The sequence below is a fragment of the uncultured Roseobacter sp. genome, from assembly GCF_947495275.1.
Lineage (GTDB): Bacteria > Pseudomonadota > Alphaproteobacteria > Rhodobacterales > Rhodobacteraceae > Roseobacter.
The window spans coordinates 125,918-149,606 of sequence record NZ_CANLYL010000010.1 but is presented as its reverse complement, the minus strand read 5'-3'; the positions used below and the strand labels follow the sequence as shown (position 1 = coordinate 149,606).

At 59.1% G+C, this 23,689-nt stretch carries 24 protein-coding genes and 1 tRNA gene; 12 read left to right on the top strand and 13 right to left on the bottom strand.

Features of this window, described 5'->3' with window-relative positions:
- Positions 1–39: 39 nt before the first annotated feature.
- On the bottom strand, positions 40–1,740 hold the full coding sequence (locus Q0802_RS17905; RefSeq protein ID WP_298920791.1) for a winged helix-turn-helix domain-containing protein: 1,701 nt from the start codon (positions 1,738–1,740) through the stop codon (positions 40–42).
- Positions 1,741–1,926: 186 nt separating this feature from the next.
- On the opposite strand from Q0802_RS17905, the gene Q0802_RS17900 reads away from it, so the two are divergent.
- Complete coding sequence (locus Q0802_RS17900) at positions 1,927–2,400, top strand: SRPBCC family protein (RefSeq protein WP_298920788.1); 474 nt, start codon at positions 1,927–1,929, stop codon at positions 2,398–2,400.
- Between the two features lie 127 nt (positions 2,401–2,527).
- Here the strand turns inward: Q0802_RS17900 and Q0802_RS24750 are convergent, their stop codons facing one another.
- Together Q0802_RS24750 and Q0802_RS17895 are read right to left on the bottom strand one after the other, a co-directional pair.
- Positions 2,528–3,184 (bottom strand): GNAT family N-acetyltransferase, encoded by a 657-nt coding sequence (locus tag Q0802_RS24750; RefSeq protein WP_366523333.1) that lies wholly within the window; start codon positions 3,182–3,184, stop codon positions 2,528–2,530.
- Entirely contained in the window at positions 3,117–4,307 is a 1,191-nt protein-coding gene (locus Q0802_RS17895) for an ABC transporter substrate-binding protein (protein ID WP_298920786.1), read from the bottom strand. Before Q0802_RS17895 ends, Q0802_RS24750 begins: the two co-directional genes overlap by 68 nt.
- Positions 4,308–4,730: 423 nt before the next feature.
- On the opposite strand from Q0802_RS17895, the gene Q0802_RS17890 reads away from it, so the two are divergent.
- Entirely contained in the window at positions 4,731–5,180 is a 450-nt protein-coding gene (locus Q0802_RS17890) for an Lrp/AsnC family transcriptional regulator (protein ID WP_298920784.1), read from the top strand.
- Positions 5,181–5,286: 106 nt separating this feature from the next.
- On the opposite strand, the gene Q0802_RS17885 is transcribed toward Q0802_RS17890, so the two are convergent.
- Positions 5,287–5,361: transfer RNA gene (locus tag Q0802_RS17885), tRNA-Phe, on the bottom strand.
- A 127-nt stretch (positions 5,362–5,488) separates the two neighbouring features.
- Between Q0802_RS17885 and Q0802_RS17880 the strand changes: the two genes are divergently transcribed.
- On the top strand, positions 5,489–5,713 hold the full coding sequence (locus tag Q0802_RS17880; protein ID WP_298920855.1) for a hypothetical protein: 225 nt from the start codon (positions 5,489–5,491) through the stop codon (positions 5,711–5,713).
- On the opposite strand, the gene yacG is transcribed toward Q0802_RS17880, so the two are convergent.
- The 5 genes from yacG to Q0802_RS17855 form a co-directional block, all read right to left on the bottom strand.
- A complete protein-coding gene (gene yacG / locus Q0802_RS17875; protein ID WP_298920782.1) occupies positions 5,627–5,827 on the bottom strand; it encodes a DNA gyrase inhibitor YacG in 201 nt (66 codons plus the stop codon). The genes Q0802_RS17880 and yacG overlap by 87 nt on opposite strands.
- A complete protein-coding gene (locus tag Q0802_RS17870) occupies positions 5,824–6,846 on the bottom strand; it encodes a ribonuclease E/G (protein ID WP_298920780.1) in 1,023 nt (340 codons plus the stop codon). The genes yacG and Q0802_RS17870 overlap by 4 nt, the downstream gene beginning before the upstream one ends.
- Positions 6,843–7,418: a Maf family protein gene (locus Q0802_RS17865; RefSeq protein ID WP_298920779.1), complete on the bottom strand. Its 576-nt coding sequence runs from the start codon at positions 7,416–7,418 to the stop codon at positions 6,843–6,845. Before Q0802_RS17865 ends, Q0802_RS17870 begins: the two co-directional genes overlap by 4 nt.
- Before the next feature lie 4 nt (positions 7,419–7,422).
- Complete coding sequence (gene infA / locus Q0802_RS17860; RefSeq protein ID WP_005978431.1) at positions 7,423–7,641, bottom strand: translation initiation factor IF-1; 219 nt, start codon at positions 7,639–7,641, stop codon at positions 7,423–7,425.
- Positions 7,642–7,720: 79 nt separating this feature from the next.
- Entirely contained in the window at positions 7,721–8,596 is an 876-nt protein-coding gene (locus tag Q0802_RS17855) for a carbon-nitrogen hydrolase family protein (RefSeq protein WP_298920777.1), read from the bottom strand.
- A gap of 179 nt (positions 8,597–8,775) precedes the next feature.
- Here Q0802_RS17855 and Q0802_RS17850 point away from each other — a divergent pair, with 179 nt between their 5' ends.
- Together Q0802_RS17850 and Q0802_RS17845 are read left to right on the top strand one after the other, a co-directional pair.
- Complete coding sequence (locus Q0802_RS17850; RefSeq protein ID WP_298920852.1) at positions 8,776–9,732, top strand: LysR family transcriptional regulator; 957 nt, start codon at positions 8,776–8,778, stop codon at positions 9,730–9,732.
- Positions 9,733–9,801: 69 nt separating this feature from the next.
- Complete coding sequence (locus Q0802_RS17845) at positions 9,802–10,494, top strand: NAD-dependent deacylase (RefSeq protein ID WP_298920775.1); 693 nt, start codon at positions 9,802–9,804, stop codon at positions 10,492–10,494.
- Positions 10,495–10,560: 66 nt separating this feature from the next.
- Here the strand turns inward: Q0802_RS17845 and rpmB are convergent, their stop codons facing one another.
- Together rpmB and meaB are read right to left on the bottom strand one after the other, a co-directional pair.
- Positions 10,561–10,860 (bottom strand): 50S ribosomal protein L28, encoded by a 300-nt coding sequence (gene rpmB / locus Q0802_RS17840; RefSeq protein ID WP_298920773.1) that lies wholly within the window; start codon positions 10,858–10,860, stop codon positions 10,561–10,563.
- Between the two features lie 139 nt (positions 10,861–10,999).
- Positions 11,000–11,989, bottom strand: a complete 990-nt coding sequence (gene meaB / locus Q0802_RS17835; protein ID WP_298920771.1) for a methylmalonyl Co-A mutase-associated GTPase MeaB — start codon at positions 11,987–11,989, stop codon at positions 11,000–11,002.
- 94 nt (positions 11,990–12,083) lie between these two features.
- On the opposite strand from meaB, the gene hrpB reads away from it, so the two are divergent.
- Positions 12,084–14,522 (top strand): ATP-dependent helicase HrpB, encoded by a 2,439-nt coding sequence (gene hrpB, locus Q0802_RS17830; RefSeq protein ID WP_298920769.1) that lies wholly within the window; start codon positions 12,084–12,086, stop codon positions 14,520–14,522.
- A 192-nt stretch (positions 14,523–14,714) separates the two neighbouring features.
- Complete coding sequence (locus tag Q0802_RS17825) at positions 14,715–15,170, top strand: NUDIX hydrolase (protein WP_298920768.1); 456 nt, start codon at positions 14,715–14,717, stop codon at positions 15,168–15,170.
- A gap of 7 nt (positions 15,171–15,177) precedes the next feature.
- Here Q0802_RS17825 and argF read toward each other — a convergent pair whose 3' ends face one another.
- Complete coding sequence (gene argF / locus Q0802_RS17820) at positions 15,178–16,104, bottom strand: ornithine carbamoyltransferase (RefSeq protein WP_298920766.1); 927 nt, start codon at positions 16,102–16,104, stop codon at positions 15,178–15,180.
- A gap of 51 nt (positions 16,105–16,155) precedes the next feature.
- Entirely contained in the window at positions 16,156–17,331 is a 1,176-nt protein-coding gene (locus tag Q0802_RS17815) for an aspartate aminotransferase family protein (RefSeq protein ID WP_298920763.1), read from the bottom strand.
- A 257-nt stretch (positions 17,332–17,588) separates the two neighbouring features.
- On the opposite strand from Q0802_RS17815, the gene Q0802_RS17810 reads away from it, so the two are divergent.
- From Q0802_RS17810 to Q0802_RS17790, 5 genes are all read left to right on the top strand, one after another.
- Positions 17,589–18,491 (top strand): DMT family transporter, encoded by a 903-nt coding sequence (locus tag Q0802_RS17810; RefSeq protein ID WP_298920761.1) that lies wholly within the window; start codon positions 17,589–17,591, stop codon positions 18,489–18,491.
- Between the two features lie 111 nt (positions 18,492–18,602).
- Positions 18,603–19,169: a GcrA family cell cycle regulator gene (locus tag Q0802_RS17805; RefSeq protein ID WP_298920760.1), complete on the top strand. Its 567-nt coding sequence runs from the start codon at positions 18,603–18,605 to the stop codon at positions 19,167–19,169.
- A gap of 145 nt (positions 19,170–19,314) precedes the next feature.
- Positions 19,315–20,937 carry a thiamine pyrophosphate-binding protein gene (locus tag Q0802_RS17800; RefSeq protein ID WP_298920757.1) on the top strand — a complete coding sequence of 541 codons (1,623 nt, stop codon included), beginning with the start codon at positions 19,315–19,317 and terminating at the stop codon, positions 20,935–20,937.
- Positions 20,924–22,129: a CoA transferase gene (locus Q0802_RS17795; protein ID WP_298920755.1), complete on the top strand. Its 1,206-nt coding sequence runs from the start codon at positions 20,924–20,926 to the stop codon at positions 22,127–22,129. Before Q0802_RS17800 ends, Q0802_RS17795 begins: the two co-directional genes overlap by 14 nt.
- Before the next feature lie 172 nt (positions 22,130–22,301).
- Entirely contained in the window at positions 22,302–23,651 is a 1,350-nt protein-coding gene (locus tag Q0802_RS17790) for a tetratricopeptide repeat protein (RefSeq protein WP_298920753.1), read from the top strand.
- Positions 23,652–23,689: the final 38 nt, after the last annotated feature.

Below are 23,689 nucleotides of genomic sequence, written 5' to 3'. Positions count from 1 at the left end.
TCACGGCCGATCCATTGATCTCTGGTTTGGGACGTGAAGCTACTCTGGCAACCCTGCGTCTCGGAGGTTGCTCAATACTCGTTCGAAGTCTGAAATGTTCTTGTATTTTCCGTCGTAATTATGGCGCACTTGCGCGAGCGAATACTGCGGGTCGAACTGTAGCAGACGTCCAACGGCCTCGTTGGCTTCGTCGGTCCTGCCGCGGCAAATCTGGATGATCGCCAATACGCGAAGTGCCATCGGCGGTATCTCGGACATCGCGTTCATGGTTTGCAGCGCGTCGTCGCAGTTCCGTGTGTGCCACTGAACCCAAGCCAGGTTCCACTTTATCCAGTCCTGATGCAGCGGATCGAGACGGATAACTTTCAGCATGAGGTCTTCCGCGTCTTCCGCCAGCCCACCATAGGTCAAAGCTTCCGCCAGAGAGGCCATTGCACCTGTGTCGTTCGGGTTCAGTTCCAGGGCCTGCTTGTAACGTGCAACCGCTTTTTCGAGATCGCCTTCCTGAATATGCAGGTATGCCATCGCCGAATGACTATCATAGTAATCCGGGGCAATTTCGACCGCCTTCCTCGCGTACTCTCGCGCAGCGTTCAATTCCAAAATGGGGTCGCGATCCGTCCACCCCCACCGGTACTTGTTGATGTGGACAAAGGTCAGTCCGACGTAACCGAAGGGCGCCATCGGGTCGGCCTTTATTGCGGCAAGATTAGCCTGCCGCGCTTTTTCGTTCCCTTCGGGTGTGAAATCGAAAAGATGTTGGCGCGCTTTCAGATTGAGTAACAAGGCCGTCAGCGTGGCTTCGTCTGAAGCGATGACCTTCTGGCCTTCAAAGTTCATGACCTTTTGTGCCACCGTGGCTGCGGTTTTGCGGACGATCTCATCTTGAACAGCGAACACATCGCTCAAATCGCTGTTGTAAACCTGTGACCAAAGGTTGTGCCCCTGGACCGCATCAATAAGCTGGATGGTTACGCGCAACCGGTCGTCGCTTTTTTGCTGACTCCCTTCAAGCAGGTATCGAACACCAAGCGCCTTGGAAATTGCCTTCACGTCGGTTGGCCTGTTGCGAAAGCTGAAACTCGAATTGCGGGCTATGACGAAAAGCTCGGGAAACCGCGAAAGATCGGCAATCACCCCCTCTGCAATTGCATCACTAAGATAGCCCACATCGTCGCCGACACTGTGATCTTCAAACGCCAGGACGGCGATGGACGGCTTGGCGGGGAGTGGTAGTTCTGTCGAAGTTGCATCAATTGGATCACCGTCATTTGACGCGATCCAAAAAAGGCCAAAACCCAGCAAGACAATGGTCAACACAAGGCCAATCAAGCCAGCTCTTGACGTTGGATAGTGACGGATTTTCTGTGCTTGATGCGGCGTGCCGTCTGATGTTGCAATCAGTCGATACCCCTTTTTGGGCAGCGTCTGGACAATGCCGTGATCCGTATCGTGCAGGGCGCGCCTGATGTCCGCGATACACTGTGTAAGACTGTCATCCGTGACAAACTTCTTGTCCCAGACGCTTTCGAACAATTCTGCCTTGGAAACAGTCTCGCCATGGCGCGCTGCAAGGTAAGCGAGGACTTCCGAGCTCTGACTGCGCAAACGTACCACATCGCCCAATCCATCGCGCAACTCATTTGTTTGCAGTGAAAAGACGAAGTCACCCAACAAGACCGTCCCGGACGATTTCATATCTTTTTCAGGATTTACTCCGGACATTTCAGGTGCCTCCATGCCTTCCTACCTTTGCGAAGAGGCACGCCGGGAGGCAAGGAAATTCTCCCGTTCTCGACGCACTCGCGCATGTGGACCCACCACCTGCAACAACACACCCTTTAACCAGAAAGTCGCCGCTACATGGTTCAGGAAATTCAAAATTCCAGGCCCTGTACCAGTGACACGGATACGTAAGGAAAGAACATGAACTTCACATTGAAGAGTACGGTCACCGCCATTTGTGCGCTTTGCGCCTCTGCCGCCGCGTCTGCGGACTATCACGTAAAGCGCTCGCTTGAACTGTCGTCTCCGGCCGTTGAGGTCTGGCATCTGATCGGCGACTTTTGCGACATTGATGATTGGCACCCAGGTGTGAGCGCCTGTTCGCTAAAGACCATCGACGGGTCGCTTGTCCGTGTGCTGACCACGGTTTCAGGGAACGAAATCGTGCAAAAACGTATCGCGGAAGAACCCGGCCTGTCCTACACCTACAAAACCGTCAGCTCGTCTTTGCCGATCGAGAATTTCACCGCGACCTTGTCGATTGAACCCTTTGGTACCCCGCTGGTCATGTGGTCAGGGAGTTTTTCGTCCGATGACCCGGCAATGGAACAAATCATTGTCGAGGATATTGAAACTGGGATGTCGGCCATCGAAGACGTTCTCAAAGCTCGGTAGTCATACGGGCTCGATGATACAAAAGCAGTAACTGCCTCTGTCTGAGGCAATTGCTGGGCCTCATCGGAATATACGTACGCCCGCATTAACGACCATTTGCACCACTTCGTTTCTTGGCAAATGCGCGCTAAACAGAGCTGGTGTTGCTGGGGCCGGGTTCTTTCCTATGCAAGAATTTTTGCATTCGAAACACTGAATACGTGACACCCTCGTCGACTTGTAGCTTTTTGCATTCGAGTGTTTCAAATCCACAAGAGAGGTACAGGAACTTGCCCACAGGCGTTGCGAGAAGTTCCAGACGATGGTGACCGGAAAGCCGGGCGGAGACTTCGCAAACGGATAAAATCACCCGACCCAAACCTCGGCGCGCATATATCGGTTCGGTATACATGGCCCGGATGCGCGCGGTGCCTGACGGATCGGGCTTAGGGTATTCAGCTTCGGGTGTTGATTGATGGATCAATGATGGGCGCCGGCTCCAACCACCCGACGCTCTGATGACCCCATCCAACTCGACGACAAAGTAGGTGCCGTCCGTGATAAGCCAGGGGTCAAACGGCGTGAAGGTTGATGCATGCCGACGCTGTGCAGGGTTGAGAAAGGGTCCAAGCAGATCGCGCGTAGCGATGTCCGCGAGTTGAGCCAGCGCGGGTAAGTCCGCCTTGTTTGCCGGGCGCAAGGTCGGGACGACAGGCGGATTTCGCAAATCGCATGAACTACCGTATGCCAACGGTCTCGAACCCGTCAGCCGAGAAGATGACTTCACGGTAGGTGCCGGTGGCATCTCCGTCCGGCGTGAACTCGACAGCGCTGGCGCCGACATAGTCGATTTCGCGACCTTCCGAAAGAATCTCAAGCCCAGTTGCGATTTCGCCTGGACCAATTTCGATACCGGGCGCATTTGCGACCTGCATCAGCGCATTTGAAAGCGATTGATCACCGGAGAGATGCTTTGCCTGGATGGCAAGTGCGAGCAGTGCAGCGGCATCATAGGCTTCGGCGCGATATGGGGCCTGACCCGGGATACCCCGCGCGGTGAGCATACGGTCAAAAGCTGCCACAGTGTCGTTGTCACTCCCAGGAAGTGTTCCGATGGCACCCGTCAAGGCGTCTCCAAAGGTTTCAACCAAAGATGTAGCCACCATGCCGTCTGGAAAAACGAAGCGGTCGAACGCGCCCAGATCAAGGGCCGAACGAACGATCGCCTGACCTCCTTGGTCGGCATATCCAGCAACCAACAAAACATCGGCCCCACTTGCCGCCAGCGTCGCGACTTCGGCGGTATAGTCACCCGCACCATCGACATGAGGCAGCTCTGCAACCACCTCTCCCCCTTTCTTGGTAAATGACTCCGAGAACGATACAGCGAGGCCTTTTCCGTAGTCGTTGGCTGTATACGTCACCGCAACCGATTGGATTCCGTTGGCAATCAGTACATCCGCCAGTACCTCACCCTGTCGCCTGTCCGAAGGCGCTGTCCGAAAGAAAAGACCGTTATCTCTCAGGCTGGTAAGGTTTGGGGATGTGGCGGTAGGTGAAATGGACACGATGCCGTGAGGTACGGTAACCCCGCTGGCCACGGCACCGGCGACACCAGAACAATCTGCACCGATCAGCGCTTCGATCCGCTCTGCGGTCACCAAGCGCTCGGCCGCCGCCACCGCATGCCCTGCATCCACACATGTGCTGTCTGCACGAATGGGCTGAATACGCCGCCCCCCCAAGAACAGACCCGATTGAGTGGCTTCTTCAAGTGCAAGCTCTGCGGAGGCTGCGATTTCCGGGGCCATTGACTCGATTGGCCCAGTGAACCCGAATAGCAGCCCGATCCGAACAGGATCATCTGATGCGGAAGCAGCACTCGCAAAGCACGCGCAGAATGCAGTTGTTGTTACCAGTCTAAACATAAAAACCTCGCTCGATTGGATCCAAATATTGGGAAACTTGCCGAGGATCGCTTGCTATCTTGACCGCCGGCGCGGACGGTGCTGTTCGAAGGGCTTTCGAACTACCCAATCTATGTCTGGGCGTCTGAGCCCGACATCTGACAACAGATAGCTCGGCAATCCGCGCAGATGCCGGGCATCCCGACGACGGCGCCTGATCAAGGCGATCCGCCCGGCCAGGCGCTGCATAACTGCAACTTTGGGGTTTTGCTTTGGTCTGGGCATTGTGGCCTCCTTCTTCGGTAAAAACACCCCAAGAATACCGTGATCAAGAACGCCCAGTTCGCAAAACACTCCTTAAGCCTGCGGAAGTATCGCAAAACGTAGTCAATAATTGCGAAAATTCCGTGCTATGCGAGGATATGCTCAATCAAGGAGCGTCCAATGCAAAATCTAGACTCATTTGACCGCCAGCTACTGGAGCAACTGCAGATCGACAGCCGCCAAACCGGCCGTGACCTTTCCCAGAAAGTCGGATTGTCGTCTGCCGCTTGCCTGCGACGCGTCCAAAGGTTGCGCAAAATCGGTGCGATCGAGCGGGAGGTTGCTGTGATTTCCCCGAGTTTTCAGGGGCCAGCCACGCGCGTGATCGTGCTTTTGAGCGTTGCGCGAGACAACCCACAGCGCATCGATATCTTAAAGCAAAAGCTTCGTCGCCTGAAGGAGGTCGAGCGTCTATATTATGTGACTGGCGATGCTGACCTTGCGGTCATCGTCAGATGTGCCTCGATGGAGGACTATGCCGCCTTCACTGAAACACATCTCTTTGATCCACCTTTGACAGGCTTCGAAAGCCTCGTCGTTCTCAGGGAGTATCCGAAGGAAGCAGATTAACCGTGAGCGGCGGGATTGAACACGAGCAGCCGTTGCAAGCGTCTTCGACTAATTGGGGGAATTTCCTCATTTTATCCGATAAGAGTATTTACTTGGTCATGAGAAATGGTGCCCGGGGGCGGAATCGAACCACCGACACGAGGATTTTCAATCCACTGCTCTACCCCTGAGCTACCCGGGCATGGGTTGTCAATTGAATGACTGGGTGGGCGGTTTCTATGAGTTTGCCGAAGGGCTGTCCAGTGCCTTTTTTGCAAGAATTGCAAATGCCTGAGGATTTCCACATTGGTGAAACCTTAGTGGCTCCAATGACGAAATTTATCCGGCACGCCGCCACATTGAAATCCGGGAACGATCCTGCGTCAATCGCCCGATCTGCCCATTCAAAACTTACCAAGGAACTACGCGCCGACCCGGCTCAATACGTCGGCGATTGCCGGTTCATTCTAATGCGGTTTTGCCGGTCTGTCTGGATTTCGCGCGGCTTCTTCCATTGCGTTCTCGATGTCATCGGCGTCGTCGGCGTCAACTGACGGGACAGCATAGCTGCCGTTGAACCAGCGGGCGAGGTCCCGGTCGGCGCAGCGCTTGCAGCAAAATGGCCGGAACTCGATCTGTGTTTTCTTGCCGCAGATAGGGCAATTCATCCCAACAGCTCCTGCAGGGGCAATCGCGCGCGCTTGCGTTGGAGTTCGTAGTGACCCAGCGGCGTCCAGCCAACCAAAGCAGTTTCAACATCATCCTGTTTGAAGTTCTGACGCAGCGCGGTCTCAAACGCGCGCCGGTCCTTTTTCGGCATGGGGGCAAGGTCAAGTACGATTTGCCCGCCCAAACCCTTGAGACGCAGAGCGCGGGGCAAGGCCCTGGCGCAGGCCATATTCGCCTTGATGCCTGCCGCCAGCGACGCATCGGCCCCTGTGTTTACATCGACAGCTACCAAGGCACGTGTCGGCTCCACGAACAGATGCGCGCCAGCTTCCAGCGAGACCCGCGCATGACGCACCAAATCCAGTTCCTCAAGAATGCCATGGACATCAAAACTCCCGGGTTCGGTCACGACCTCAGCCGGTTCGACCCAATCGCGCCAAGCCAGAAGATGGGGCCCGTCGCCTTCGGCCAGAACATCCATATCGTGGCTCTGATCTGAAAGGACACGCTGGGCCAGATCAGCCATCTGTGAAATATCGTCAGCAATCGCGTCGGTGTCAGCACCCATACAGCAAGACCTCAGGATCAGCCCTGTTTGGCCGCCCGAAAAGGTGTCATGCGCGATTTCGAGAAGCCGGTCGCGTTCATCCTCATCCTTGATGGAACGGCTGATATTGATGCCGGGCGCGCCGGGCGTCACGATCGCATAGCGGCTTTTGAACAAGAGCTTCTGCGTGACAGGCAAAGCTTTGCCGGGCTCGGCATATCCTGTCACCTGCACCAGTAGAGATTGCCCGGGGGAGAGCCCCTTGACCTGTCGCAGGAACGCAGGTCCGTTGTGTGTTTTAAGGAACATCCCGCCCTGCCCTTTGACCGGACGGTCGGCAATCGCACGGTAGATCGTTCCCGGGGCGGGCGCGTCTGCGCCGATCAGAAAATCCTCCAGACGTCCATCGACCATAAGGGCAGCGGCTTCGCGACCCTCATAATGATCCAGAATGATGCTACGCCCTTTCATCCGCCAGCCCCAACCCCAGACAGCCCTGCCGCGCGCAAAAGGTTTGCGGTTTCAGCCAGTGGCAGGCCGACAATGCCGGTGAATGATCCGCTGATCCAGGGGATTAATGCGCCCGCGGGTCCCTGAATGCCATAGCCACCCGCTTTGCCGCGCCAATCCTCGGTGTCGAGATACCCGTTCAACTCTGGCAACGAGAGGGATTTCATCCGCACGGTGCTCACCACATCTTTCTGCCAGACGCTCGCACCCAAACGAACGGCCACCGCTGTGATGACCCGGTGCCGCCGCCCCGACAGCAGCTTCAGAAAACCCGCTGCTTCATCCCGGTCTCGCGGTTTGCCCAGAATGCGCCGACCCAGCGCAACTGTCGTATCCGCGCATAGCACAATGTCGTCCGCGTCAGCCGTCACCGCCTCAACCTTTTCGCGCGCAATACGCACACAATAAGGACGCGGCAACTCGCCTTTCAACGGGTCTTCATCAATGTCCGGCGCGCGAACAGCGTCCGGCACAACGCCGATTTGCGCCAGCAATTCCTTGCGGCGCGGCGATCCGGACCCCAGAATAAACAAGGGCTTATTTGAAGCGGTAGTTGATCCGACCCTTGGTCAGATCATAGGGGGTCATCTCGACCTGCACCTTGTCGCCAGCCAGAACACGGATGCGGTTCTTGCGCATCTTGCCTGCCGTATGGGCGATAATCTCATGGCCGTTTTCAAGCTCGACCCGGAATGTCGCATTCGGCAGGAGTTCCTTCACGACACCGGGGAATTCGAGCGTATCTTCCTTGGCCATGGTTTCTCCTTGATTGCACGCCCGCCATTTTGCGGACGCCGCTTAAATGCGCGCATTCCGGGGGTTTTTCAAGGGGGATTCAACGCATGTTCACAATTGGGGCCGCGTTTTCACGGCCTTTTTGCTCAGTCCAGTGTCGGCGGCCCAGGACCCTGCCATCCGTGCGCACATTGGCGATGGAGGCTAGGTCAATTTCTGCAAAGGTCCATCCCGGTGATCCAATCTCGCCCAAGGCAATGATTCCATCCGGTGGAAACCCCACATCCGGTGGGCCGAACACGCCACCGGTGCCGGTTGTAATGTTGACCGCTTCGGACCAGGGGGCCTTTCCCACAAGCGATGACATGATGGCCACGCATTGCGTCTCAAGCGCGCGGGCCATGGCCCCAATTCGGACCCGCCAATAGCCTGAGAGCTGCTCTGTGCAGGATGGCACCAGCAAGAGATCGCAGTCAGCGAGTGCGCGACCCAACAGTGGAAATTCGGCATCATAACAGATGAGGACGCCGATTTTGCCCAGATCCGTATCGAAAATCTGCAAGGGGCCACCGCCCTGGATGCGCCACACGTCCCGCTCAAAACGCGTCATGATCTGCTTGTCCTGAACGCCTTTCCGGCCACCCGGCGCAAAGAGCCTCGCGCGGTTCACCGGTCTGGTTTGTGTGGCTGCCGGACCGGAGGCTGCCAGAATATGCAGCCCATGCGACGCCGCCAGTTTCTGGTGCAGGGCATCCGCATCGGCCAGCCGGTCCGACACGGCGGAAAGCGATTGTTCCAGATCCGCGGCGACGTCGCGCCCGGATAATGTGGCCAGTTCCATCGCCCCGTATTCGGGAAAAACCGCCAGATCCGCGCCCGCACGGGCCGCCTGCCCGACCCAGGTTTCAAGCTTGTCTTCGTATTGCGCCCAAGAGGTCAGGAAATCCATCTGGTAGGCGGCGGTTGCAACTTTCATCCCTGACTCCGGTGTATTTTTGGCCATCGTGTTGAAAAACAGAAGCGCCCGCAAGAGCTTCCTGCCGCCTGTCACAGATTTGCAATTTCTTCATCTATATGTCTCGAAACCGCTATATTCATCCAGGCATTCCTGGATTACCTTGAAAAAACCAAAACTGCGGGGAGCATGTTACGATGATGAAAGGGATCACGTTACGCGGCCTTGAAGTCTTTGAGGCCCTCGCGGCGTCGGGGTCGGTGGCGCAGGCGGCTGAGCAGACCGGTCTCAGTCAACCCGCGGTCAGCCAGCAGTTGCGAAACCTCGAAACGGCGCTCGAAACCGATCTGGTAGATCATGGGCGTCGCCCCATGCAATTGACCCCTGCCGGCACGCTTTTTCTGGCGCGTGCCGAGGCGGCGCTGGCGGAACTGCGTCTGGCGCAAAGTGAGCTGACGGTCATGGATCTGGCGCATGTCAGGTCCTTGAGCATTGGTATCATTGATGATTTCGACGACAACCTGACCCCTCGGCTCACCACCATTCTCGCGGATAGCCTGACGGGCTGCCAATTCCGAATGATCACCGCCTCCAGCAACGATCTGACCGATGCGATCGCCGAAAAGCGGCTGCACCTTGCGATTTCTGCCCACACCGGACGCGCGCTGGACAATGTTGTGGAATACCCGCTGGCGCAGGATCCGTTCATGTTGGTTGTACCCCGTGGCGCGCAGGTTGACGCCGACGCCCTTCCCGACCCTCGGGGCCTGCCGTTTCTGCGTTACGACGCAGATCAGCTGATCCGGCAACAGATTGAGGATCATCTGGGCCCCCATATTGACGATCACCCCAAACGGTTTGAAATCGGCAGTCATCTGGCGCTCATGGCCATGGTCGCCCGCAAGATTGGTTGGACGATCACGACCCCGCTTGGTTATATGCGTGCTCACCGTTTTCACGAAAACATCACAGCGCACCCGCTGCCATATGCCCTCTTCTCGCGTCGCATATCGCTCTTTGCGAGCGACGATTGGGCCGATGATGTGCCCAGAAATATCGCGGCTACCATGCGTCAGCTGATTGGTACGCAGATGATTGACCCGGCTTTGACCGAACTGCCCTTTCTGAGAGATCAGCTGCGCATCTTGCGCTCCTGACCCCCATCCACTTTGACATCATCCGCCCGGCGCGGCATGAAAGCAGACGAGACTACAAGGGGCCTGCCCATGAAAAAGATCGTGATCCTGACCGGTGCCGGGATATCCGCGGAAAGCGGTCTAGGGACGTTCCGGGCCGAAGGCGGGCTTTGGGCGCAGCACAGGATCGAGGACGTCGCAACGCCTGAAGGCTTTGCCCGCAATCCCAAGCTGGTGGTTGACTTTTACAATGCTCGGCGCGCGCAGGCGGCGGAGGCCGCACCCAATGCTGGTCACTTGGCCCTGGCGAAACTGGAGGCCGAATTCGCAGGCGACGTCGTGCTGATCACCCAGAACGTCGATGACCTGCATGAACGGGCGGGCATGGCGCGTGTCATGCACATGCATGGGGCATTATCGGGCGCACTTTGTGCCGCCTGTGATCATCGCTGGCCTGCGCCCATGGTGATGGCGCCGGGCGATCCTTGCCCAAACTGCGAGGAGCCTGCCGCACGGCCCGACATCGTCTGGTTTGGTGAAATGCCCTACGACATGGATGAAATCTTTGACCATCTCACCGGGGCGAATCTCTTCGCAAGCATCGGTACATCCGGAAACGTCTATCCAGCAGCGGGGTTTGTGGCCGAGGCCAGACGCCACGGGGCGCAAACGGTCGAATTCAATCTGGAACCATCGCAGGTCGGCAGCCAGTTCGACGATCTTCGGATCGGCCCTGCAACACAGACGCTTCCCATTTGGGTTGATGAAATTCTCGCCGGATAGACACCCCAAAAAGAAAAACCCCGCCTGAAGGCAGGCAGGGCAGTATTCTTACATTTTCAGAAAGGCTTAGCTGAGCGCGTCGGCCGTGTCGGAGGCTTTTGCGATCGCTTTCTTGACCTTCAGCGCGTTCGCGGACAATTCACTATCCTTGGCTTTTGCAAGGAACTTGTCCAGACCGCCGCGGTGATCAACCGTGCGCAAGGCAGCGGCGGAAATGCGGAATTTGAACGCGCGGCCCAGTGCTTCGGATTGCAGGGACACATCGTTCAGGTTCGGCAAGAAGCGCCGGCGGGTTTTATTGTTGGCATGGCTGACGTTGTTGCCAGTCATCGGGCCTTTTCCGGTCAATTCGCAAACGCGCGACATGGGGTCATCCTTTTTGTCTCAGGTCGCACCGGCGGTCCGGTAAACGACAAAAGGGGGCAGCCTCAGGCCACGCCCCTGAATTTCGTCTCCGCGCTTTAGTGGGAATCGCAGGATTGGTCAACCCAAAGGGCATGCGATTTCACCGATTTGCCGCATCCCCTTGGGACAGCCCCTGAAGAAACTGCACTGCCGCCGCTGCCGGGGCCATATCACCAGCGGCAACCTGACGGCTCAGCGTTGACAGCAAGGCGCGCGCCTGAGGGGTTTCCAGTTGTGACAGCAACGCATTTTTCACTTCCTGTTCAAACCAATACCGGGCCTGATTGGCACGCGCTGCTTCCCAGAAACCGTTGTCCTTGCGCCAATCGATCAAGGTGTTGAGATCGGCCCAGACCTCCGCCAACCCATTCTCCTGCAAGGCAGACACCATCATGGCCTTGGGATAGCCTTTCGGATCCTGCGGACGTTTGCGCAACAGCCTGAGCGCACCGGCGTAATCCGCGCAGGTGCGGGTCGCGGCGGGTTTGAGGTCGCCATCCGCCTTGTTGATCAGGATAATATCAGCAATTTCCATGATCCCGCGTTTGACCCCTTGCAGCTCATCGCCGCCCGCCGGGGCCAGCAGTAACAGAAAGATATCGGCCATCTGCGCCACCACGGTTTCGGACTGACCGACGCCGACAGTTTCGATCAGGACCACGTCGAACCCGGCCCCTTCGCATAAGGCGACCGCTTCGCGAGACCGGCGCGCCACACCGCCCAGATGGGTCTGGCTTGGCGATGGGCGGATGAAGGCCCCGGGCGCGCGCGACAGGCGGTCCATCCGGGTCTTGTCCCCCAATATGGAGCCGCCGGAACGGGTAGAAGAGGGATCAACCGCCAGCACTGCCACCTTCAGGCCCTTTTCCACCAGCATCATTCCGAAGCTCTCGATAAAGGTGGATTTACCCACGCCGGGCGTGCCGGAAAGGCCGATGCGTAACGCCTGACGGTCCTTCGGCAGCGCCTCCAGCATCTCCGCAGCCTGCGCCCGATGATCTGCCCGCGCACTTTCCGCCAGCGTGATCGCCCGCGCCAGCGCACGGCGTTCGCCCTGTCCCACCCGTGCAGCCAGATCGGCGATATCCATGCGTTCTGCTCCCCTTCTTTCCTCCGGTTTTCAGGCACATGCCCGCATTTGTCCAGTGCTTGGCGCGGGCCATTCAATTCGCTAAGCACGGGCCATGGATGACGCCCTTCCCATCGATGCCGCATTGCCTGAGGTCATCGCGGCCCTGCGCACGTCTCGCAGACTGGTCCTGCAAGCGCCCCCCGGCGCGGGCAAAACCACGCGCGTGCCGCTTGCGGTGCTCCGAGCCGGACTGACTCAGGGCCGTATTCTCATGCTGGAACCGCGCCGCCTCGCAGCCCGTGCCGCAGCGGAACGCATGGCGGCGACCTTGGGGGAAAAGGTTGGGCAAACGGTGGGTTACCGCATTCGCGGCACCACAAAGATTTCTAAATCCACGCGCATCGAAGTGGTCACCGAAGGCATCCTGACACGCATGATCCAATCGCAGCCCGACCTGCCGGACGTCGGTGTCGTGATCTTTGACGAATTCCACGAACGCTCTCTGAATGCCGATCTGGGGCTTGCCCTGTGCCTTGATGTGGCGGGCGCTCTGCGCGAGGATCTTTCGCTCATAGCCATGTCGGCCACGCTGGATGCCGATCCCATCGCCGAGTTGATGCAAGCGCCCATTGTCACGTCACAGGGCCGCGCCTTTGAGGTGACGCCCCATTGGCTGTCGCGCCCCGTCGCCAAAACCCAAAAGCTGGAGCAAGCGGTGGCTGATCTGACCCTCAAGGCGCTGGAGGAACATGAGGGCAGTGCGCTGGTCTTTCTGCCCGGTGAAGGCGAAATCCGCCGTACCGAAGCCGCTCTGCGACCGCATCTGCCAGCGGGCACAAGTCTGCATCCGCTTTTTGGGGCCATGGCGTTCAAGGATCAGCGCGCAGCCATTGCGCCTGCCGCATCGGGGCGCAAGGTGGTTCTGGCCACGGCGATTGCGGAGACATCACTGACCATCGAAGGCATCCGTATCGTGGTCGACGCAGGCCGCGCGCGCCGGGCTGAATTTGATCCGGCCTCCGGCATGTCACGCCTGATCACCACCCGCGTTACGCGCGCCGAAGCCACCCAACGTGCGGGGCGCGCCGGACGGGTTGCGCCCGGTCATTGTTACAAGCTCTGGACCAAGGGCGAAGAGGGCGCGCTGGCCAGCCATCCCCCCGCAGAAATTGAGGTCGGTGATCTGACCGGGCTGGCGCTGGAACTGGCGATGTGGGGCAGTACCGCCGATCAGATGCAGTTTGTCACCCCGCCCCACGCAGGGCGTTTTGAGGAGGCGCAAACCGTGTTGCGCATGTTGGGCGCTCTGGATGAAAAAGGCCGCATCACTCCGCACGGAAAGCAGATTTCACGACTTCCGCTGCATCCGAGACTTGCACATATGGTTGCGAAAGGAGGTAGTAATGCGCCCTTGTTGGCCGCATTATTATCCGAACGCGATATTTTACGAAATGCACCCACAGATCTGGCTTTGCGTCTGGAGGCTGCCAAAGACCCACGCCGATTTCAAACCAACCACCCTTGGGAGTTGCACAGACCGACCCTCGCACGTGTCCATGAAGAAGCCAAGAGATTGGCCGCCTCTCATAAAGGCACTGGTCCGAACGCCACCGCGGTTTTGGCCGCTCTCGCCTATCCCGATCGCATCGGGCAGCGGCGTCCGGGCGAGGCATCACGGTTTATTCTGTCAGGCGGCAAAGGGGCCGTGATGCCAGAGGTCGACCCCCTGGCCGCCACGCAATTTCTCGTCGCAACCGACCTTGACGGAGACCCGCGAGAGGCGCGCATCCGTCAGGCAGTGGCCCTGCCCATCTCTGAGCTGCGCGAGGCATTTGCGGATCAGATCGGATGGCATGACGTCTGTGAATGGTCGCGCCGCGATGGCCGGGTGCAAACCCGTCAGCAGGAACGCTTCGGCGCGCTGGTTCTGGACGACAGGATCTGGCGCGATGCGCCCGCCGGCGATATTGCCAATGCCATGCTGACCGGCGTCCGGCAATTGGGGCTGCAACCCGACCCGAAAGCACAACGGTTTCTGGCCCGCGCGCAACTGATGCGACAGAATACGCCCGATTTCCCGGATTTTTCAGACACCGCCCTGCTGACCACACTTGAAGACTGGTTGCTGCCGCATCTGCACGGCATCAAGACAACGCAGGACTGGAAACGCTTTGACCTTCTGCCCGCCCTGCAAGCCCGTCTGACATGGGACCAGCAACAGATGCTGGACAAGGCTGTGCCACCTCATTTCACCACGCCGTTGGGTCGCAAGGTGCCGATTGACTATGCGGGCGCGCAGCCCCGCATCGCCCTGCGCCTGCAGGAGATGTTCGGTGTGACCCGCCATCCGACTGTTGCCGGAACACCGGTTCAGGTGACCCTGCTCTCTCCCGCCCAGCGCCCGGTGCAGGTGACCGAAGATATCCCGGGGTTCTGGGCCTCTTCTTATGCAGATGTGCGCAAGGACATGCGCGGGCGCTACCCCAAACATCCCTGGCCGGAAGACCCCACCGAGGCCGATCCCACGCTGCGCGCGAAACGTCGTAAATGACCCGCGCCCGTTCTGGGGCCTGAAGGTCGGCGGATAACCGCCTGAACCACAATCGTGTTTACCGAAAATTGTAATTTTGCTGAGAGGTTGACGGGGCAGAAGGTGACAGGTCGCCCGCGCGCCCCGGCAAGCTGGAGAGACGTGCAGGAGCAGCCACCCTGAGATGTAAAACGGATTGAGGAAGGCAAGGTCATGCTCATCACGGAATTTTTGCAAAAGAAACGCCCCGAGCTTACCCCTCCGCCTTTTCAGCAACGACAGGTCGCCGCACTTTGTTATCGCAACACGGATACGGGCAAACGGATCTTGCTGGTGACAAGCCGTGGTTCCGGCCGTTGGATCCTCCCCAAGGGCTGGCCAATCGATGGCCTTGAAGATCCGGACGCGGCCCTTCAGGAAGCCTGGGAAGAAGCGGGCGTCAGAACGGCCTACGTGCGATCAACGCCAGTCGGGCACTATGACACCTACAAGAAACTGGCGGGCGGAAAGGTGGCTTCTATCAAGACGCAGGTCTATATCGCACAGATCGAGAGCCTCGCCGATGCTTACCCCGAAGATCACCAGCGCAAACGCCGGTGGTTCTCTCGGGATGAAGCGGCGCAGCAGGTCCGCGAACCGGCCCTCAAAGCGATCTTGCAGGCGTTCTGAACAGGGCTCAGACCTGCAAACACCAGCGCAGGATTGCCTTTTGTGCATGAAGCCTGTTTTCGGCCTCGTCAAAAATCACCGAATTCGGACCGTCCATGACCTCCGACGTGACCTCATCATCGCGATGCGCAGGCAGGCAATGCATAAAAAGCGCGTCCGATTTTGCCTTTGACATTAAAGCACTATCGACACGGTAGGGGCGCAGCTGGTTATGCCGCCGCTCCTTGGCCGATTGTGCATCATGCATGGAAACCCATGTATCGGTCACCACCAGATCAGCGCCTGCGACCGCCTTGGCCGGGTCACGCTCAATCTCGACCTTGACCCCTTTGGAGCGCGCAAGATCAACGAATTCCCGCTCGGGGTCCAAGGTCGGCGGCCCGGTAAAGGTCAGATCGAACCCGAACTGACCCGCCGCATGCAGGAAGGACGCACAGACGTTATTACCATCGCCCGACCAGACGACCTTCTTGCCCTTGATCGGGCCTCTGTGTTCCTCAAAGGTTTGTACGTCAGCCATGATCTGGCAGGGATGGGTCCGGTCGGTCAGCCCGTTGACCACGGGTACGGAGGCAAATTCCGCCATTTCGGTCAGCACCGCCTCGTCGAAGGTCCGGATCATGATCAGGTCCACATAGCGGCTGAGCACGCGGGCGGTATCGGCGATGGTTTCGCCATGCCCCAACTGCATGTCTGACCCGGACAACACCATGGTTTGCCCCCCCATCTGCCGTACGCCCACATCAAAGGAAACGCGCGTCCGGGTTGAGGGTTTTTCGAAGATCAGCGCGACCATGCGATCCTTGAGCGGCTGGTCGTCATCCAAGGCGCCGCGCGGGCGGCCCGCGCGCGCCGTTTTCATCGCAGCTGCGTTATCGATAATCTGCCGCAGATCGGAGGGATCCGTGAGGTGAATGTCGAGGAAATGATTCATGTCGTATTTCTTTTTTGGATTGAAAGAGGCCTAAACGCTCAAAACAAAGGATCAGGCGGCTGTCAGCGCCGTTGCGGCAGCATCCAGTCGCTCAACGGCTTCGGCAATTTCCGCCTCCTCAATGGTCAGCGGTGGCAGCAACCGGATGACATTATCCGCAGCCGGGACCGTCAGGACCCTTTCCTTGTAGCCGGCCTGCACCACATCTGTATTTGTCGCCTTGCATTTGATGCCCAGCATCAGGCCCGACCCACGCACTTCTTCGAAGACATCAGGATGCGCGGCAATCAGCCCTTCGAGCTTTTGACGCAGCAGGCCCGCCTTGCGATTCACCTCGGCCAGAAAATCCGGATCGGTCACGTGATCCATGACCGCGCAGCCCACGGCACAACCCAGCGGGTTGCCGCCATAGGTCGACCCATGTGTGCCCAGCGTCATGCCGTTGGCAGCCTCTTCGGTGGCCAGCACCGCACCGATGGGAAACCCACCGCCAATACCCTTGGCCACCATCATGATGTCGGGTGTGATCCCGGACCATTCATGGGCGAAAAGCTTGCCCGTCCGGCCCACACCGCATTGCACTTCATCGAAAATCAGCAGGATACCGTTTTCGTCGCAAAGATCGCGCAGACCTTTGAGGCATTGATCCGGCACCGGGCGAATACCGCCCTCCCCCTGCACGGGCTCAATGATGATGGCCCCCGTGGTTTCCGAAATTGCCGCCGTCAGCGCCTCGTGATCGCCAAATTCAAGGTGCGTGAACCCGGGCAGAAGCGGCCCGAACCCCTTGGTCATCTTCTCGGAGCCCGCAGCGGCAATGCCCGCCGAAGAGCGCCCGTGAAAAGACCCGGTGAATGCAATGATCTCGGATTTTTCGGGCTGACCTTTTTCTGTCCAGTATTTACGCGCCATTTTAACGGCCAACTCGCAGGCTTCCGTGCCGGAATTGGTGAAAAACACCGTATCGGCAAATGTGTGCTCGGTCAGCTTGTCGGCCAAGGCCTGTTGTTGCGGGATCTGGTAGAGATTGGAGGTATGCCACAGCGCGCCCGCCTGATCGGTCAGCGCCTTGACCAGCGCGGGATGCGCGTGCCCCAGCGCGGTCACGGCTATGCCTGCTGCAAGATCCAGGAAACGTCGCCCATCCGCCTCGATCAGCCAAGTGCCTTCGCCTTTGACAAAGCTGAGCGGTGCGCGGGCATAGGTGGGCAGAAGGGTCGGGATCATCGGATCGTCCTTATCGGGGGTCTGCGGCAAGAGCACGGAAAGTGCATGAGGCTGGCAGACAGGTCAATATGTTTTGGAAGGGGTGTAATGCGCACAATTGGCGCAGGATCACGGGGAGCGGGCTTAAGCGCTTGTGCGTCGTCGGAAAGATATATGCGCGAGTGTGATCATGGGAGTGCAATAGACCAGATGGCGCGATTTGCAAAGTGGTTTTTGACCACTTGCGGGCCCCCTTCAATCCGGTCATAGCCAACAGCATGTTCCAACCCAAAGCGCATAATCCCGGGCTGGCGGTTCTGCTGATGGTGACCGCCACCGCCTTCATTGCGGCCACCACGCTTTTTGCCAAGGCGCTGGGTGGGCAGACATTGGGCCCTGCGCTGCACCCACTGCAAGTCAGTCACGGACGGTTTGTCTTTGCCTTGCTGGGTATTTCGGCGGCTGTCGCGGTGATGCGCCCGACACTGACACGACCCAGTTGGGGGCTGCATTTTGCGCGCACCTTCTTTGGCTGGGGTGGGGTCACGCTAATGTTCGCCGCGGTGACCTTCATTCCGCTTGCCGATGCCACGGCGATCGTCTTTCTCAACCCGGTGTTTGGGATGATCCTCGCGATCCCCCTGCTGAGCGAAAAGGTCGGGCGCATTCGCTGGTCTGCCGCAACCATTGCCTTCGCAGGTGCCTTGATCCTCTTGCGTCCGACGCCGGAGAGTTTTCAGATTGCCAGCCTTCTGGCCCTTGCTGCGGCCCTGATCATGGGGTTCGAGATCATTTTCATCAAGAAACTCTCAGGTCGGGAACTGCCCATTCAGGTCTTGCTGATCAACAACTTTCTGGGCGTGATCATTGCCTCCGTCGCCGTGCTTGGCGTATGGCAAATGCCAACGCCCGCGCAATGGGCCATGCTCGTGGCACTGGGCCTCTGTATGGCGATGGCGCAGGCCTGTTTCGTCAATGCCATGGCGCGGGCGGATGCCAGCTTTGTCGCCCCTTTCAGCTACGGCACGCTGATCTTTGCCACGCTCTATGACATCGCGTTTTTCGATCAGATTCCGGATGTCGTGACGCTCACAGGCGCTGGCATCATCCTGTCAGGCGGCGTATTGCTGGCCTGGCGCGAGGCGCGGCTACGACAGCGTGCGAAAAACACAACGTCATGATAGGGCGTTCACCGCTTGTAACTCCGCCCTTAGTGATTAAAATAGGGCGCTGACGAAATTGACAGGGCGGTCCTCAGACAGCGGGGCCGCTTTTAAATTAGGGAATGGCTGATGTCGTGGACTGACGATCGCGTGGAACTGCTCAAAAAGATGTGGGGTGAAGGACAATCCGCCAGCCAGATTGCCAAAGAACTCGGCGGTGTGACACGCAATGCGGTGATCGGCAAAGTGCACCGGTTGGGCCTGTCCAATCGCGCCACGGCTTCGGCCACCGCCAAGGCCGAACCCAAAGCCAAGGCCGCGCCAAAGGCCGAGCCCAAACCCAAGCCCGCGCCAAAACCGGCGGAACCGGCCTCCAAAGCTCCCGCTGATGCGGCCCCCAAGCCGCTGCCTGCGCGCAAGCAGATCATTCCCGCAGGTCAGCCCCTGCCGCCGCAACCGTCGGCCAATGAGATCAGCCCCGAAGCGCTTGCGAAAGTCTCCGAGATTGAGAAAAAGGCCAAGAAGCTGTCCCTGATGGAATTGACCGAGCGCACCTGCAAATGGCCCGTCGGCGACCCCGCAACGGAGGATTTCTGGTTCTGCGGCCTGCCGGTGCAGCAAGGCAAACCCTATTGCGAGGCCCATGTCGGCGTGGCGTTCCAGCCGATGTCCTCCCGGCGCGACCGCCGCCGCTGACTACACAGACAATGCAAATCAAAAGCCGCCCCTTTTCGGAGGCGGTTTTTTTCATGCCTGAAACGTTTCGAACGCAATGGTGAATTGCACTGCGCTCTGCATCGGTTATGACCATGCGGAGTAATTTCTGGCGGGAGGGGCGCGCATGCCCACAGCGACAACCATTCGGGCGGCAGATGCCTTGGCACGGCGGCTCTATGCAGAAGGCTGCCGCTATGCGTTTGGCATGCCGGGCGGCGAGGTTCTGACGCTGGTCGACGCGCTTGAAGATGCGGGCATTCGGTTTGTCCTTGCCAAGCACGAAAATGCCGCCGCTTTCATGGCCGAAGGGGCCTACCACCGCACGGGGGCGCCCGGCATTCTGGTGGCGACCGTCGGCCCCGGCGCGCTGAACGGGGTCAATGCCGTGGCCAATGCGCATCAGGACCGGGTGCCGATGATCGTGTTGGCCGGAGCCGTTGATGCCGATGAGGCGCAAAGCTACACCCATCAGGTGCTCGACCAGCAGGCGGTTTTCCGGCCCATCACCAAGGCCAGCTTTTCACTGGTGCCCGGTGCTGCGCACATCATTGCCGACAAGGCCATCGCCATCGCCACCGAGGGCCGTCCCGGCCCGGTTCATATTGACGTGCCAATCACCGTGGCCGACAGCCCGGTGCCAGCCGCAGCCCCGCCCAAACGCGCAAAGGCCTCGCCCACCGCGCCGGGTGGGGTCGATTTGCAAACTGCCCGCGACTGGTTTGCAAATTCGCAACGCCCTGTAATCATTGCTGGTTTGGATGCAATGAACCAGGGCGCGGGTGACGCCTTGACCACATTTGCAGAGACTTTCAACGTTCCCGTTGTGACCACCTACAAAGCCAAGGGCCTGCTGCCCGAAGATCATGCCCTCTCCCTCGGGGGTGCCGGTCTGTCACCGCTGGCGGACCGGCATTTGCTACCCTTGATCGACAAGGCGGACCTGGTCCTGTGTGTCGGCTATGACCCCATCGAAATGCGCGTCGGCTGGCGCAATATCTGGAACCCCGAACAACAACGGGTGATCGACATTACGGCAGAGCCCAACCACCACTACATGCATCAATCTAGCCTGAATTTCATTGCTGACTGCGCCGCCAGTCTGGCAGCCATATCCGACGGGATCACGCCGCAAGCCACATGGTCCGGTGGCGAGGTGGCAGCCACAAAGCAAGCACTGGCAACGGCCTTCCCAACCGAGGAGACATGGGGTCCTGCCGCTGTCATGGAGACGTGCCGGCAGGTTCTGCCGCGCGACACGTTGGCGACCGTTGACAGCGGCGCGCACCGGATTCTGCTCAGCCAGATGTGGCAATGCTACGAGCCGCGCGGGCTGACGCAATCCACCGCCCTTTGCACCATGGGATGTGCCATTCCATTGGCCATGGGGACCAAGCTCGCAGATCCGGACCGTCCGGTCATCGGGTTTTGCGGGGATGCGGGCTTCCTGATGGTCGCAGGCGAGCTTTCGACGGCGGCAGAGCTTGGCCTGAAACCGATCATTCTAGTCTTTGTGGATGCCTCTTTGTCATTGATCGAGTTGAAACAGCGTTCCCGCCAGATGAAAAATCGCGGCGTGGATTTCGCCAAACATGACTTTGCCGCCATGGGCGTGGCCTTCGGTGGCGCCGGGCACACCGTGACCACCCGCGAAGAGCTCACAGATGCCTTGAACACCGCCATGAAAGCCGACACCTTTACGGTGATTGCCGCCGTCATTGACCGGGGGGCCTACGATGGCCGCCTCTGACACACCTGCCGCTCTGCAAGGGCTGGTGGTCCTTGATCTCAGCCGCATTTTGGCCGGACCCACCGCCACACAATTGCTGGGGGACCTCGGGGCCACGGTCATCAAGGTCGAAAACCCCAAGACCGGCGGCGATGACACCCGTGGCTGGGGGCCCAATTATGCCCTGGACCGGGATGGCAATCGCACGGACCTCTCGGCCTATTTCATGGCCGCCAACCGGAACAAACTGTCAATTTCGGTCGATCTTTCAACCGAGCAAGGGCAAGAAACCGTGAAACATCTGGCCGCCCGTGCCGATGTAGTAATCGAAAACTACAAACCCGGCGGGCTGGACAAATACGGACTGGATCACGCCACGCTGCTCAAGGCGCATCCGGAACTGGTCTATTGCTCGATCTCCGGATTTGGCCAGACCGGCCCGAACCGCGACCAGCCCGGCTATGATCTGATGGCGCAGGGCTACGGTGGGATCATGTCGCTGACGGGCGCTCCGGACGGCCCGCCGATGAAGGTGGGCGTTGGCATTGCCGATGTCATGTGCGGCATGTATGCGGCCATCGGCATTCTGGCCGCCCTACGGCACCGCGACGCGACCGGCGAAGGGCAGCATATCGATCTGGCTTTGGTCGATGCGCAGATGGCCTGGCTGATCAATGAGGGCACCAATTTCCTGACTTCCGGGAAATTGCCGGAACGGCGTGGCAACGCTCATCCCAACATCGTGCCATACGATGCCTTCCCCTGCGCAGAGGGGCATTTCCTGCTGGCCGTCGGCAATGACGCGCAATTTGCGCGGTTTTGCGATGCTTTCGGGCTGGGGGAGCTACCGGAAGATCCCGATTACACAACAAACCTCGCGCGGATCGAGAATCGCGTCCGGCTGACGGAAATCCTGTCCGAGGCGCTGGCCCCCTTGCCGCGCGACGAGATACTGGCGCGCTGTCATCGCGTTAAGGTGCCCGCAGGGCCTATTCATACCGTTGAAGAGGCCCTCACATCAGATCAGGCAGAGGCCCGCAACGCGGTTGTCTCCGTCGAAACGGCTGATACTGCAAAAGGCACAATTTCCCTGCTGGGCAATCCGTTGAAATTTTCCCGCACGCCCGTGACTTACCGCCGCCCGCCGCCCCGGTTCGGGCAGGACACCGGCATGGTTCGTGAAATGTTTGGTATCAAACCCAAAGCGGATTGAAACAACCCCCGCCCATCGGCCTTATTTCGCCTGTTTCGGGAGCGAAATCCTGAAACATAGGCAGAATCCCAACACGGCACTTCACGTTGGCGTGTAACGGCACGCCAGAACCTTCGCGGCCCCCGATATTGCGTTAAACAATTCCCAGTTTGATGAAAAAGGCGCGATCCCAATGATGTATGATATCTGTCACAGCCCTGTTACGCTTTCCACGCCAGAGGCTCTGGATGAATGGAACGGCATGATCCGCGCCTTTCTGGCGCATGGGACTGCGACGCCTACTCATTTGGGCGCGGTGCTGTCCAGCCATCCTGATTTTGCCATGGGCCATGCCGCGCGCGGGCTGTTTTCGCTGATGCTGGGCCGGGCGGAGATGGTGAGCGTCGCGCATGAGGCGGCACGACATGCCCGGGAAGCGCAGGCCGCGACCTCCCTGACCCACCGCGAAGCGCTGTGGGTCAAGGCGCTGGAGCACTGGCTCGATGGGCGTCCGTCCGGAGCTGTTGCCGCCATGGAATGCGCTCTGGATGCTCATCCCGCCGATACGCTTTCGGCCAAGGTCAGCCACGCCATCCGTTTCATTCTGGGAGATGCCGCAGGCATGCGCCGCTCGATCGAGCGAGTTCTGGAGGCACATGGTTCCGATCACGCCTGCCGGGGATTCGCACTGGGATGCCACGCTTTTGCGCTTGAGGAAACCGGCGACTATGACCGCGCGGAGGCCGCCGGGCGCGAGGGTCTGCTACTGGCCCCGGACGATTCCTGGGGTCTGCATGCCATCACCCATGTTTACGACATGACCGCGCGCCCGGACATGGGCATCAAGCTGATCGAAAGCCACGTAAACGCCTGGGATCATTGCAACAACTTCCGCTATCACGTCTGGTGGCACAAGGCGCTCCTACATATGGATCAGGGAGAAATGGACGTGGCGCTGGGCCTTTACGATGCTCAGATACGCGCGGATAAAACCGATGACTACCGCGATATTTCCAACGCAACCTCATTGCTGGTGCGGCTGGAGCTTGAAGGCATCGACGTCGGCCCGCGTTGGGAAGAACTAGCTGACCTAGCACAGAACCGCACAGATGACGGATGTGTCGTTTTCGCAGATTTGCACTATATGCTGGCATTGACGGGGGCTGACAGGGGGGAGGCCAAAGACGCCATGACACAACGTTTTGCCAAAGACGCCGCGAACACCGGCGAGATGCCGCAGCGCTATGCGGACCCCGGTGTTGCAGCGCTTTCCGGCCTCAACGCCTTTGCTGAAGGCCGTTATGACGCCGCCTTCGGGGATCTGATCGCCGCACGCCCGGCGATGCAGACCATCGGTGGCAGCCACGCCCAGCGTGATGTCTTTGAACGCATCACCATTGATGCCGGTCTGCGCGCAGGTCGCTATGACCAGACAGAGGCCGTCATTCAAGACCGCCTGACACGCCGTGCAGGCCGCCGCGACCGGTTCACCAACACACGCCTTGCCACCATCGATCAGGCTCGGCGCATTCCCGCACAGTAACGCGTTGCCCCTGATGACAAATCTTTTCACAGAGCATA